Origin of the sequence: Kribbella sp. NBC_00889 (assembly GCF_045207705.1) — a bacterium.
Lineage (GTDB): Bacteria > Actinomycetota > Actinomycetes > Propionibacteriales > Kribbellaceae > Kribbella.
In genome coordinates, this window is record NZ_CP108783.1 from 8,646,957 (window position 1) to 8,659,394 (window position 12,438).

Here is a 12,438-nt window from a genome sequence, read left to right on the forward strand (position 1 = left end):
GGAGACACTCGATGCTCGTTGACATGCCCCTAGACCGGTTGCGCGAGTACCGGCCGGACCCGGAGGAACCCGCAGACTTCGACGCGTTCTGGAAGCAGACACTCGAGGACGCGGCCGGCCACCCGATCGACACCCGGTTCAGACCGTACGCCGCGCATCTGGCGACCGTGGATGTGCAGGACGTGACGTTCAGCGGGTGGAACGGGCAGCCGGTGAAGGCGTGGCTGCTCCTGCCGCGCCATCGCAGCGGACCGTTGCCCGCCGTTGTGCAGTACATCGGGTACAACGGCGGCCGTGGCATCCCGTACGAATGGCTGACCTGGAGCGCGGCCGGCTACGCCCACTTGGTGATGGACAACCGCGGCCAGGGCGGCGGCGGGAAGACGGTCGCCGACACCCCGGACGTCGCGCCGGACGGCCATGGGTCGTCGTCGCCTGGCTTCCTCACCCGAGGTATCGAGGATCCGCGCAAGCACTACTACCGACGGCTGATCACCGATGCGGTGCGTGCGGTCGACGCGGTCAAGAGCAGCCCTGACGTGGACAGCAATCGCGTTGCCGTCCTCGGTGGAAGCCAGGGCGGCGGGCTTGCCCTGGCGGTCGCCGGTCTGCGCGACGACCTGTCCGCCGCGATCGCCGACGTACCGTTCCTCTGCCACTACCGGCGGGCGTCGCAGATCACGGACAACGGTCCGTACGCCGAGATCGCGCGCTGGCTCAAGGGTCACCGGTTCGAGGTTGAGACAGCGATCAGCACGCTGTCCTACTTCGACGCCGTGAACTTCGCCGCCCGGGCGGTCTGCCCGGCGTGGTTCTCGGTCGCCCTGATGGACAACGTCTGCCCGCCGTCCACGGTGTTCGCGGCGTACCACCGCTACGCCGGTCCCGCGGAGCTGGAGATCTTCGCCTACAACGGGCACGAGGGCGGCGCGGAGTACGACCTGCCGCGCAAGCTCAGTGCGCTCGCCTCGGTCTTCGGCGCCGCCTGAACCGGACCAGACACCACAGGATCAGGGCCGGCAGCCAGAGCACCAGCAACCACGGTCCACGCCACCAGCCGGAGCCACGATCGAGCTCCGGCTGGTCGCCGGCCACGATGGGTCGTGCCGACGCGGACCAAGCCAGGAACGCATCCCCGATCGGCAGCGCGCCGAACATGTATCGCTTGGTCTTCAGGCCGCTGATCGGCAGCCCGAGCAGATCGCCTTCCCGGCCGAGCCGATCGGCGAGTGGATCGTGCTGGACCCGGGCTGCCCCCATCGTGACCACGGTCGCGGACAGACTGACCCCGAGGATCAACGGCCCGGAGTCGACATCACCTGTGCCGGCCACACCTTTCGGATACTCCCGGACGCCGATCCCACCGACGAACCGGTCACGGAAGATCTCGTACTGCGCGCGGGAGAAGACGGGATCGATCTCCACCAGGAACCGCTGGATGATGCTCTGCGACGACGCTCGCGCACCGGTCGTCACCGGCGCGACCTGATGCGGGATCAGGCCGGTTCCCCGATCCAGCTTGGTCTTGACCGCGGCCACCCAGTTCGTCGCGATCCGGCCGAACCGCGGTGCCACCAGGTCGTCGTACAGACGGAGGGAGGCGATCGCCACGGCGGAGTCGACCGGCCAGGCCTGGCCCGGATACGCTTCCAGATAAGGTGTTTTCGCGGTCCGGAACGCGGTCGCGATCTCGACCGACGAGCTGGTGAACTCGTCGAACTCGGCCGCGTCGGAGTGCTGCAGGGCGATCAGTCCGCCGCGCAACCAGTTCGTCCAGCCCGCGTGGAAGATGCCGTACCGCGGCCGCAGTGCTGCGTCGAAGACGGCGGTCCCGTCCGGCGACTCCAGCCGGTTGAGCGCCCACCGTGCTTCGGTCGCCGCGTCGACGGACCGCTCCGGATCGGCGAGGCCGACTTGGACCCAGGTCAGCCCGTAGAGCACGTTGAGGAAGAAGTAGCCCTCCGGGAACTGCTTCTGCGCTGCGTGGTCCGCGCCACCTTCGATCTCGGCACGCAGGAACGTCAGCTGTTTGACCACGCCGCCGGTGGGATCGGATCGAGGAAGCACCAGGCGCGCGGTGCCCACCCCCGCCACCAGTGTGGCGATCACCGCGACGCCGATCAGGAGCTTGCGCAGCACCCGGATCAACCTAGTGTCAACGGGCAACCAACGGCGGACCTGTGGGCGACCATCCGGTGACCGGACGGCTCAGGTACCGAGCGTCGACTCCCGCGTGACCAAGCGTGTCGGCAGCGCCATCTCGCCGGGGTGCGGTGAGCCCGCGATCGCGTCCAGCAGCAGGTTGGCGGTCCGGCGTCCGAGCTCTTCCAACTCCAGGTCGACCGTGGTCAACGGCGGGCGGCTGGCGAGGGCCATGACCGACCAGTTGTCGTAGCCGGTGACGGCGATGTCGTCGGGGACCGAGCGGCCGAGCTCGCGCAGGCGGTCGCAGACCCCGCGCGCAATCTGATCGCTGCCGCACGAGACGGCATCGAGCTCCGGGTTCGAACGCAGCAGTACGTCGACCGCATGCCGGCCCCACCGCTCGCTCCACTCACCGTGCATCGGTTCGCCGGCGAGCGAACTGCCCGCGGTCTCGACCGCCGCGGCGGCGCGGACCTGCGCGCTGTGGTGCGTCGCCGGTCCGGTGATGTGTGCGATGCGCCGACGGCCCAACGACAGCAGGTGCCGCACTGTCGACGCAGCACCGCCGTGGTCGTCCACGATGACCGAGATGTCGGCCGGGTCGGTCGACGGGCTGAACGCATACACGACCGGGATCGGTACGTCGATCGGCGCACGCGGCTCGGTACGTCGTCCGGTCACGATGATCCCGTCGACGCGGCGGGACACCAGCGAGCGCAGATAGTGCTGCTCGCGCAGCGGGTCGTCCCGGGTGTCGCACAGCACCAGCGCCATCTCGCCGGCGCTGAGCGTGTCCTCCGCGCCGAGCATGATCGGGATGCTGAACCGGCCGGAGCTGTCGGTAGTGATCAGCCCGACCGTGAAACTCCGCCCGGACGACAGCGCGCGACCGCGGCTGTCCGGGGTGAACCCGAGTTGCTCGGCGGCCCGGCGTACTCGCTGTCTGGTCTCCTCGCGGAGCTGACCGGTGTCGTTCAGCGCCTTGGACGCCGTACTCGTGGAGACGCCGGCCAGCGCGGCCACATCCGTGATCCGGGGCAGCGAAGGACCGCGAGACGCCATCGGCAACTCCTTTCCGAACTTTCCGGAAACAGTACCTCATGAAGCTCGGTGTGACCGGATTTCGCCAGGTCCGAGGGGTTGACCAGGCTGCCGAAGCTCTCTAGCTTCATCAAGGAAAACGTATTCTGGATTTTCCGAGAAGCCCTCCCAGCCTCCCAGGAGTCACGCCCTATGAGCGCTACCCCGGACGCAGTCCACAGCTCCCGCAGCCCGGCCGCCGGCACCCGCGGCCGATGGCGCCCCGTCGGCCTCGCCGACGCGAAGATCACCGGCGGCTTCTGGTCGCCGCGCCAGCAGCGCAACGGCGACAGCGCCATCCCCAGCGGTCAGGACCAACTGGAGAAGGCCGGCAACCTGCAGAACCTCCGGCTCGCGGCCGGCATCGGTGAGGGCGAGGCGATCGGCCCGGTCTTCGCCGACTCCGACGTCTACAAGTGGCTCGAGGCCGCAGCCTGGGAGTACGGACGCAATCCGAGCGAGGAGTTGCTGCAGCGCCAGCGCGACCTCACCGCGATCGTGGCCGCGGCCCAGCGCGAGGACGGCTATCTCGACTCGGTCGTCCAGCTCCGGTACGGCGACGAGGGCCGCTACCGGCAACTGGTCTGGAGCCACGAGCACTACTGCGCCGGTCACCTGATCCAGGCCGCCGTCGCGCAGGTCCGCTGCACCGGCGACCGTGAACTGCTCGAGGTGGCAATCAAGCTCGCCGACCATCTGGTGGCGACGTTCGGCGATGGCAAGACCGTGGACGTGGACGGCCACCCGGTGATCGAGATGGCCCTCGTCGAGCTGTATCGGGAGACGGGGACGACGGCCTACCTCGACCTCGCCCGGTGGTTCGTCGACGCCCGCGGCCACGGGATCATCAAGAACCACGGCCACGAGCCGGCGTACTTCTCCGACCGTGTTCCGGTGCGCGAGGCAACCACCGTCGAAGGTCACTCGGTTCGCGCGGTCTACCTCGCCGCCGGCGCGACCGATGTCGCGGTCGAGACCGGCGACACCGAGTTGCTCGAGTCGCTCAAACGGCAGTTCGCGCACATGTGGTCGACGAAGACCTACGTCACCGGCGGACTGGGCGCGCGCTGGGAGGGTGAGGCGTTCGGCGACGAGTACGAGCTGCCCTCGGACCGCGCGTACGCCGAGACCTGTGCGGCGATCGGTGGGATCCAGTGGGCGTGGCGGATGCTGCTTGCCACCGGTGAGGCGTCGTACGCGGATGCGATCGAGCGGATGCTCTACAACGGATTCCTGGCCGGAGTGTCGCTCGCCGGGACCGAGTACTTCTATGTCAACGCACTGCAGTTGCGCGGCGGGGCGCACGCGGACAACGGCCGCAGCCCGGCGCACGGTCGGCGCGGGTGGTTCGACTGCGCGTGCTGCCCGCCGAACATCATGCGCACGCTGGCCAGCCTCGACGGCTATCTCGCGAGCACCAGCGACGGCGCGATCCAGATCCACCAGTACGCCGCCGGTACGCTCACCGCCGGCGATGTCACGCTGACCGTCGACACGGCGTACCCGTGGGACGGCGCGGTCGGCATCACGGCCAGTGGTCCGATCGCGGTGGAACTGCGGATCCCAGCGTGGGCGGAAGGAGCGACCGTCAACGGCAAGCCGGTGGATGCCGCCGGCTATGCACGCGTGGATGCGGTTGCTGGTGAGGTGATCGAGCTGAAGTTGCCGATGGCAACCCGCGTCGTCGGTGCAGACCCGCGCGTCGACGCGGTGCGCGGCTGCAGTGCGCTGGAGCGCGGACCGCTCGTCTACGCGGTCGAGCAGACCGACCAGCAGGCCGATGTCGACGATCTCCATCTGTTGCCCGGGGCCTCAGTTGCCGCGAGCCACGACGATCAGTTGCTCGATGGTGTCACCGTGCTGAGGACGCGCGGGCGAGCCGGCGCCGGTCATCGCGACGCCGTCTGGCCGTTCGCGACCGACAGCGCGGACGGCGTCGCCGACGAGGTCGACGTGGTCGCAGTTCCGTACTACGCGTGGGCCAACCGTGAGATCGGTGCCATGCGCGTCTGGCTGCCCAGGGCCTGATCATGTTCACCCGGCGGAAGTTCCTCGGTCTGACGGCGGCGACAGCCGCGGCCGGCGCCGTGCCGGGCTGCAGCTCTGTCCTGCCCGAACCCGACGTGCAAGCGGTCGGGTTCGGGCAGGAAGCCACCGGCACCGTGCAGGTGTGGTGCCGGGCGGCTACGCAGACTGGCCTGACCGATCTGGTGAAGAAGTTCAACGCGTCTCAGCAACGGCTCACCGTCGAGCTGACGCCGGTGCTGGACGCACAGTACGTGACCAAGCTGGCCACCGCGATCCGCGGCCGGGGCGTGCCGGACCTGGTCGACATCGACGACATCAACTCGATGCTGTTCATCTACCGCGATGCGTTCACCGACCTGACCGAACCGCTGCAGGCGCTGGACTTCCGGGACAAGCTCAGCCCGGGCCACCTCCGGCTCGCGACCAAGGGCGACCGGGTGTTCGGAGTCCCGTACCTGGCCGACAACTCGATGTTCTGGTTCAACACCGAGCTGTGCGACCGCGCGGAGGTCGACCCGGACGAGGCGATCAAGTCCTTCGACAATCTGCTGGACGCGGCCCGCAAGCTGCGCAAGCTGGGCGACGACATCTACGCCTGGAGCTTCCCGGCGAACAGTCCGGGGGCGCTCGGGTTCGTCGTACAGCCGATGATCTGGGCGGCGGACACCGATCTGATCAAAGGCACGATCGGTGAGCAGTCCGGCAACATCGTCGGCAACGACGTGGTCCAGCGGATGCTCGAGCTGCACCGGCAGTTGTGGGTCGACGGACTGGTGCCGCGGGCGAACTTCTCCGACGACGCGTCCCGCTGGGGCAGCGACTTCCGGGCCGGCAAGGTCGGCATCTTCCCGTCGAACTACAGCGTGGTCGTGTCGGCGTCGGACGACAAGTTCCACCAGAAGGTCGCGCCCCGGTTGCTGTCCGGACCGGACGGGGGCTCGGCGTTCTTCGACGGTGGCGACAACATGTGCATCCCGCGCGGCGCGAAGAACGCGTCCGGGGCCTGGGAGTTCGTCCGGTTCGCTCTGGACCTGCCGCAACAGATCGACCTGCCGGCGGGCGGTTACACGCCGGTCCGGTCGGATGCGAGAACGACGGAGTTCGCGAAGAAGTACCCGCTCGCGACGCTGCCGCTGGAGCGCATCTCGGAGGGCTACGCGCCGACCACGCTGTCCTACAACCTGCTCTACAACCAGCCGGACGGTCCATGGCTGCAGATGTTCCGCCGGGCCGTGTTCGACGGCGAGCTGGAGGCCGCCATGAAGGAAGCACAGCAGAACTACGACCGGATTCTCTCCCAGGGACAAGCATGAGTACGGACGTTGGAACCCGGCGTACGCACCGGCTCGACTCGGGCTCACGCAAGGCGGCCTCGGCCGGACGACGGGCCGGGCGCGGTTCACTCACCCATCCAGCCCGGACCGGCTTGCTCCTGGTGACGCCCGCCGTGCTGTTCGTCGGGGTCTTCGTGCTGGTGCCGCTGGCCTTCGCCGTGGTGATCTCGCTGACCAACTGGCCGCTGATCGGGACGGTGAAGTTCAGTGGGCTGAAGAACTACACCGCGATCGCGTCCGATGCGGCGTTCGCCAAGTCGGTCCTCTACACCCTGCTGTACACAGTCATCGTGACCGGGCCGATACTCGTGCTCGGGTACGCGCTCGCGGTCCTGGTACGACGTAAGCGCCGCGGCGCGACGTTGTTGCGGACGGTCTTCTTCCTGCCGTTCGTCGTCGGCCTCTCGACGTTGAGCTTCGTCACTGTGCTGGAGGCTCAGCCGGACAGCGGCGCGATCAACATCGTGCTCCGCAAGCTCGGCATCACCGACGGTACGACGGCCTGGCTGGTGGACGGACCGCTCGCGACCGGACTGATCTGCGTGCTGGTGATCTGGGGTGTCAGCGGCCTGACCATGATGCTGCTGATGGCCGGCATGCAGGCGATCCCGCGCGAGTTCTACGAGTCCTCTGAACTCGACGGCGCGACCTGGTGGCAGCAGGAGCGCGAGATCACCATTCCGGTGCTGCGCCGGACGATCGCGATGTGCGTGATCATCTCGGTGGTCGGCTCGCTGCTCGCGTTCACGCAGTTCTACATCCTGACCCGCGGCGGGCCGGGTACGGACACCACCACTGTCGTCCAGTACATCTACAACCGCGCCTTCGTCCAGCTACAGCTCGGTGCCGCGACCGCGCTGTCGATCGTGCTGGTGATCGTGGTCGGACTCGTCACCGCGGCCCAGTTCTGGCTGCTCCGGGAGAAGGACTGACGATGAGACTCAAGAACACCCTGTACGTCGTCGGCGGTGGCGGTGCCTTCCTGGTCTTCGCCGTACCGTTGCTGTGGGCCCTTTTCCGGTCGGTGCAGCCGAACGATGTGATCGTCGCGGCGCCGGATGCGTCCACGTTCTTCCACTTGACCTGGGACAACTTCCGGACCCTGATCGAAGGACCGGGCAATCTGATCCGGTCCGTCGGGAACAGTCTGATCGTCGCCTTGAGTACGGCGGTGCTGACCGCCGTACTGGCGACCTTGGCCGGGTATGGGTTCGCGCGGTTCCGCTTCCGCACTGGGCCGTTGTTGTTCGCGCTCGTGGTGGTGTCGATGATGATCCCGTTCCAGGCGATCCTGACTCCGCTGTACCTGGAGATGAATGTCCTGCGGCTGACCGACAGCCTGCTCGGGCTCGTGCTGTTCTACACCACGGTCAACCTGCCGTTCGGCGTCTTCGTGATGCGCAACTCGTTCGCCTCGGTGCCGGTCGAGCTGGAGGACTCGGCCCACGTCGACGGCTGCGGCACCCTCCGCATGATCGGCTCCGTCCTCCGCCCGCTGATCACACCAGGAGCCGCGACGGTCGCGCTGTATGCGTTCCTGGCCGCGTGGACGGAGTTCCTAGGTGCCTTGACCTTCCTCACCAAGGACGAGCTCTACACGCTGCCGGTCGCGCTGGTGAACGTCCAGGCCGGCGCGTACGGCGAAGTGAACTTCGGCTCCCTCGTCGCGGGCTCCGTCATCGCCATGATCCCCTGCGTCGTCCTGTACGTCGCCCTCCAGCGCTTCTACGTCACCGGCCTGGCCTCCGGAGCCGTCAAAGGCTAGGGCGGATCTTGTGGTCGGGGTGGGCGGCGGCGTGGGCGTCGGCCACCTCGCGGCACAGGGCCATCAGTTCGGTCTCGTTGCGGACCTGCTGCTTGGCCTGCGGGCCCAGAGCGGTGATGTGGTCGCGGGCCCTGAGCAGCCGCTGGAAGATCCGCTCTCGTTCGGCGGGGTCCTCGGTGTACTCCGCGTCCAGATAGGCGGTCGCGTCGCGGCGGATGTGGGCCATCGCGGTCTGGGTCCGGCCGCGGGTGCTGAACAGGGACGCGAAGATCGTGATCAGCAGGACGACCAGGATGACGACCAGGGACAGGCCGGTACTGATCTCGACCACCTCGACGTGGTCGCCGCCGTTCACGAACGGCAGGTTGTTCTCGTGCAGCGCGTGCAGGATCAGCTTGGCGCCGATGAACGCGAGGATCGCGGCCAGCCCGAAGGACAGGTAGATCAGCCGGTCCAGCAGCCCGTCCAGCAGGAAGTACAACTGCCGCAGGCCGAGCAGGCTGAACGCGGTCGCGGTGAACACCACGAACACGTTCTGGGTCAGGCCGAAGATGGCCGGGATCGAGTCCAGCGCGAACATCAGGTCCGTGCCGCCGATCGCCAGCATCACCAGCAGCATCGGCGTCATCATCCGGCGCCCGTCGACCATGGTGGTCAGCCGGTCGCCGTCGTACTCCTCGCTGGTGCGGAACAGTTTCCGGCTCAGCCGGACCACGATGTTCTGGGCCGAGTGCGACTCCTCGGTCTCCGGCTTGAGCATGTTGCCGGCGGTCACCAGCAGTGCAATCCCGAACAGGTAGAACACCCAGGCGAACGTGTTCAGCAGCGCCGACCCGACGAAGATGAACCCGGCGCGGGCGATCAGCGAGACCACGATCCCGACCAGCAGCACCTTCTGCTGGTTCTCCCGCGGCACCCGGAAGCTGGTCATGATGATCAGGAACACGAACAGGTTGTCGACCGACAGCGCCTTCTCGGTGATGTACCCGGCGAAGTACTCCGAGCCCATCGCCGTACCGCCGAAGACGAACGTCCCGAGGCCGAACAGTACGGCGATGCCGACGTACACGGTGGACCAGATCGCGGCCTCCCGCAGCGTCGGCACATGCGCCGACCGGACGTGGAAGAAGTAGTCGAACAACAACAGTGCGACGATGCCGAGCAGGGTCAGCACCCAGACCACCGGGGACACGGCCATGGGCTCAACCCAACCACGGCGGGTCTGCCTCTGGACAACCCTTCCAGAAATTTGCCTAAAAGGCATCTTTGCACTTTCGGCAAACTTTGCTACCGTCGAGGACATGGCCGAAGGGTTGCGGGAGCGGAAGAAGCAGGAGACGCGGATCGCGTTGAGCTGGGCGGCCGTGCGGCTCACGGTCGAGCGGGGCCTGGCCAATGTGAAGATCGAGGACATCGCGGCCGAGGCCGGGGTCTCGCTGCGGACGTTCCGGAACTACTTCTCCAGCAAGGCCGAGGCGGTCGCCGCCCGGGAGGTCGACCGTAGCCTGCGGATCGCCGCCGAGCTGCGCGCCCGGCCGGCCGACGAGCCGCTGTGGACCGCGATCCGGGCGTCGATCGGGTCGGAGTTCGCGCTCGGCGAGACGGGTCACGGTGGCGAGCAGCCACCGGACGAGCGGTGGCTGGCCGGGATCCGGCTGATGGTGACCGAGCCGTCGTTGCAGGGTGAGATGGCGCGGGCGTACGCCGCGGCGAGTGCGGAGTTCGCCGACGCGGTCGCGGATCGGACCGGGACGCACGGCTTGTATCCGCGCCTGGTCGCCGAGGTCGTCGGTTCGGCCCGGGCGGCGGCCATCGCCGAATGGCTGCGTGCCGATCCGCCGCGGTCGATGGCCGATCTTCTGTCGGAGGCCCTCGACCTGGTCAGCGCAGGTCTCCCCGAACCCGAACAGCACTAGAACCCACACCTCAAGAAGACCCCCGGCGCCGCCGGGGCGGTCAGTCACGCCAACTTTCCTTGGAAGGACACCTGTCATGGATGCCGATGTCGTCATCGCCGGGGCCGGACCGAACGGCCTCATGCTCGCCTCCGAACTGCGGCTGGCGGGAGTCCGGCCGATCGTGCTGGAGCGTCTGCCCGAACGCAGTGAAGTGCCGCGGGCCAACGGCCTGGTCGGCCAGGTCGTCCGGATGCTCGACCGTCGTGGCCTGTACGAGCGCCTCAGCGGTCGGTCCGGGCCGCCGGAACCGCAGCCGGGCTTCGTGTTCGCCGCGATGCCGCTGCACCTCAGCCAGCTCGACGACAACCCCGTCTACCTGTTGCCGGTCCCGCAGCGCCGGATCGAGGAAGTCCTGCAGGAGCGCGCCCTGGAACTCGGCGCCGAGATCCGCCGCGGCCACGAGCTCACCGGTCTGAGCCAGGGCCCGGACGCGGTCACGGTCACGGTCGACGGCCCGGACGGCAGCTACGAACTGCGCGCCCGCTACCTCGTCGGCGCCGACGGCGGCCGCAGCCTCACCCGCAAGCTCGCCGGCATCGACTTCCCCGGCGTCACCAACGACTCCATGGTCTCCCGTACGGCGAACGCCTTCGTGCCGTCGGAGTACGTCAATCCGGCAAACGGCGTACTGACGATCCCCGGGTACGGCGTGATCGCGCCGTTCATGCATCACCGCAACGAGCGCGGACTGTTCGTGTACGCGCCGTTCGCCGACCGGCTGCCCGCGATCAGCACCGGCGAGTGGGACGACGCCCCGGACGGTGAGATGACGTTCGAGGAGTTGCAGGAGAGCGTCGACCGGGTGCTCGGCGTACACCTGCCCTTGACCCCGCCGGAGGGCGACGGTCCGCACTTGCTGCGGCGGGTCACCGGTGGGAACAGCCGGCTCGCCGACAGGTTCCGCGAGGGCCGCGTGCTGCTGGTCGGGGACGCTGCCCATGTGCACTCGGCGATCGGCGGACCTGGGCTGAACCTCGGTCTGCAGGACGCGATCAACCTGGGCTGGAAGCTCGCCGCCGAGCTGCAGGGCTGGGCGCCTGACGGACTGCTCGACACCTACGAGTCGGAACGTCGGCCGGTCGGCCAGCGGGTGGTCATGCAAACGCAGGCACAGTCCGCGCTGATTGCTCCGGGCAACGAAGTGACGGCGTTGCGAGAGCTGTTCGGTGAGCTGTTGTCCGAGCCGCGGAACGTGCAGCGGATCGCGGACCTGATCACCGGCGCGGACATCCGCTACCACGACGGCCCGCATCCATTGGTCGGTCGGTGGGCGCCGGATCTGCAGGTGGATGGCACGCGCCTTGCCGAGCTGACCCGGGCCGGTCGTCCGCTGTTGCTCGATCTCACCGAGGGTGCATCCTTCGCCGCGACAGTGAGCACGGATCGAATCGAGGTCGTCACGGGTCGCGGTGAGTCGCCGATCGCCTTGCTGATCAGGCCAGACGGGTACGTCGCCTGGGCAGCAGACCACGACGGTGTCGCGGAGCAGGAGGGCCTGCGTACGGCGCTGGCCAGGTGGTTCGGCGTACGCGCGGATCAGGAGCGGCCCTTGACCAGCGCGACCAGATAGCGGCAGGGATCCGTCGCCGGGTTGTGGAACGTGGTCGGCATCGGCGGCCCGAGCTGGAGGCAGTCGCCGGTCTGCAGATCGTGGATCACCGGGCCTTCGTGGAAGCGGAGGCGGCCGTCGAGGATCCAGAGTTGCTGGTACTTGAAGATGTAGGCGTCGGCCGGATACGAGACCGAGGCGCCGGGCGGCAGCTCGACCTCCACCAGCTCGAGTGGTCCGTCGGTGATCGGTGACACCGCGCGGCGGCGGTACCCGGTCATCGGATCCGTCCACACCGGTTGGTCGGCAGCGCGCCGGAGCAGGTCATCGGTGTTCTCGGCGCGCGCGACCAGCTCGGACAGCGTCATACCGAGGGCGCCGGACAGCCGGCCGAGCAGGACCGCGGTCGGCTGGGCCTCGCCGCGCTCGATCTTGCCGATCATCGCGCGGGACACCCCGGATCGATCGGCCAGCGCGTTCACGGACAGGTCCTGCGCGACGCGGGCAGCCTGCACGGTCGCGGCGAGCGAAGCGGAGAGTTCGTCAATCACGCTTGCCACTATAGCGACAGTTGTGGCT

The 12,438-nt window shown here is 68.2% G+C and carries 11 protein-coding genes; 7 read left to right on the top strand and 4 right to left on the bottom strand.

The genetic code is table 11. The annotated features are described in order from the left end of the window. Positions 1–11 precede the first annotated feature (11 nt). Positions 12–989: an acetylxylan esterase gene (locus OG817_RS42645; RefSeq protein WP_360456535.1), complete on the top strand. Its 978-nt coding sequence runs from the start codon at positions 12–14 to the stop codon at positions 987–989. On the opposite strand, the gene OG817_RS42650 is transcribed toward OG817_RS42645, so the two are convergent. Both OG817_RS42650 and OG817_RS42655 read right to left on the bottom strand, forming a co-directional pair. Next, entirely contained in the window at positions 955–2,139 is a 1,185-nt protein-coding gene (locus tag OG817_RS42650; protein WP_406050740.1) for a hypothetical protein, read from the bottom strand. The genes OG817_RS42645 and OG817_RS42650 overlap by 35 nt on opposite strands. Positions 2,140–2,208: 69 nt before the next feature. Then, positions 2,209–3,207: a LacI family DNA-binding transcriptional regulator gene (locus OG817_RS42655; RefSeq protein WP_406050742.1), complete on the bottom strand. Its 999-nt coding sequence runs from the start codon at positions 3,205–3,207 to the stop codon at positions 2,209–2,211. Between the two features lie 171 nt (positions 3,208–3,378). Here OG817_RS42655 and OG817_RS42660 point away from each other — a divergent pair, with 171 nt between their 5' ends. The 4 genes from OG817_RS42660 to OG817_RS42675 are packed head-to-tail and all read left to right on the top strand — an operon-like array spanning position 3,379 to position 8,352. Next, on the top strand, positions 3,379–5,253 hold the full coding sequence (locus OG817_RS42660) for a glycoside hydrolase family 127 protein (protein ID WP_406050744.1): 1,875 nt from the start codon (positions 3,379–3,381) through the stop codon (positions 5,251–5,253). 2 nt (positions 5,254–5,255) lie between these two features. Beyond that, on the top strand, positions 5,256–6,566 hold the full coding sequence (locus tag OG817_RS42665) for an extracellular solute-binding protein (RefSeq protein WP_406050745.1): 1,311 nt from the start codon (positions 5,256–5,258) through the stop codon (positions 6,564–6,566). Next, on the top strand, positions 6,563–7,519 hold the full coding sequence (locus OG817_RS42670) for a carbohydrate ABC transporter permease (protein WP_131361141.1): 957 nt from the start codon (positions 6,563–6,565) through the stop codon (positions 7,517–7,519). The genes OG817_RS42665 and OG817_RS42670 overlap by 4 nt, the downstream gene beginning before the upstream one ends. Before the next feature lie 2 nt (positions 7,520–7,521). After that, complete coding sequence (locus OG817_RS42675) at positions 7,522–8,352, top strand: carbohydrate ABC transporter permease (RefSeq protein WP_396392384.1); 831 nt, start codon at positions 7,522–7,524, stop codon at positions 8,350–8,352. On the opposite strand, the gene OG817_RS42680 is transcribed toward OG817_RS42675, so the two are convergent. Continuing rightward, the gene (locus OG817_RS42680) at positions 8,342–9,550 is read right to left on the bottom strand and encodes a TerC family protein (protein ID WP_406050747.1); all 1,209 of its coding nucleotides are present in this window, start codon (positions 9,548–9,550) and stop codon (positions 8,342–8,344) included. The two genes, OG817_RS42675 and OG817_RS42680, sit on opposite strands and share 11 nt — an antisense overlap. A gap of 103 nt (positions 9,551–9,653) precedes the next feature. On the opposite strand from OG817_RS42680, the gene OG817_RS42685 reads away from it, so the two are divergent. Further along, the gene (locus OG817_RS42685) at positions 9,654–10,268 is read left to right on the top strand and encodes a TetR/AcrR family transcriptional regulator (RefSeq protein ID WP_406050748.1); all 615 of its coding nucleotides are present in this window, start codon (positions 9,654–9,656) and stop codon (positions 10,266–10,268) included. A 76-nt stretch (positions 10,269–10,344) separates the two neighbouring features. After that, positions 10,345–11,880 carry an FAD-dependent monooxygenase gene (locus OG817_RS42690; protein WP_406050749.1) on the top strand — a complete coding sequence of 512 codons (1,536 nt, stop codon included), beginning with the start codon at positions 10,345–10,347 and terminating at the stop codon, positions 11,878–11,880. Here OG817_RS42690 and OG817_RS42695 read toward each other — a convergent pair. Continuing rightward, positions 11,847–12,410 carry a helix-turn-helix domain-containing protein gene (locus OG817_RS42695; RefSeq protein ID WP_406050750.1) on the bottom strand — a complete coding sequence of 188 codons (564 nt, stop codon included), beginning with the start codon at positions 12,408–12,410 and terminating at the stop codon, positions 11,847–11,849. The genes OG817_RS42690 and OG817_RS42695 overlap by 34 nt on opposite strands. Positions 12,411–12,438: the final 28 nt, after the last annotated feature.

Bases quoted from the DNA above. Each gene is read 5' to 3' on its own strand.
- OG817_RS42645 (WP_360456535.1), top strand. From the start codon at position 12: ATGCTCGTTGACATGCCCCTAGACCGGTTGCGCGAGTACCGGCCGGAC.
- OG817_RS42655 (WP_406050742.1), bottom strand. From the start codon at position 3,207: ATGGCGTCTCGCGGTCCTTCGCTGCCCCGGATCACGGATGTGGCCGCG.
- OG817_RS42660 (WP_406050744.1), top strand. From the start codon at position 3,379: ATGAGCGCTACCCCGGACGCAGTCCACAGCTCCCGCAGCCCGGCCGCC.
- OG817_RS42665 (WP_406050745.1), top strand. From the start codon at position 5,256: ATGTTCACCCGGCGGAAGTTCCTCGGTCTGACGGCGGCGACAGCCGCG.
- OG817_RS42670 (WP_131361141.1), top strand. From the start codon at position 6,563: ATGAGTACGGACGTTGGAACCCGGCGTACGCACCGGCTCGACTCGGGC.
- OG817_RS42675 (WP_396392384.1), top strand. From the start codon at position 7,522: ATGAGACTCAAGAACACCCTGTACGTCGTCGGCGGTGGCGGTGCCTTC.
- OG817_RS42680 (WP_406050747.1), bottom strand. From the start codon at position 9,550: ATGGCCGTGTCCCCGGTGGTCTGGGTGCTGACCCTGCTCGGCATCGTC.
- OG817_RS42685 (WP_406050748.1), top strand. From the start codon at position 9,654: ATGGCCGAAGGGTTGCGGGAGCGGAAGAAGCAGGAGACGCGGATCGCG.
- OG817_RS42690 (WP_406050749.1), top strand. From the start codon at position 10,345: ATGGATGCCGATGTCGTCATCGCCGGGGCCGGACCGAACGGCCTCATG.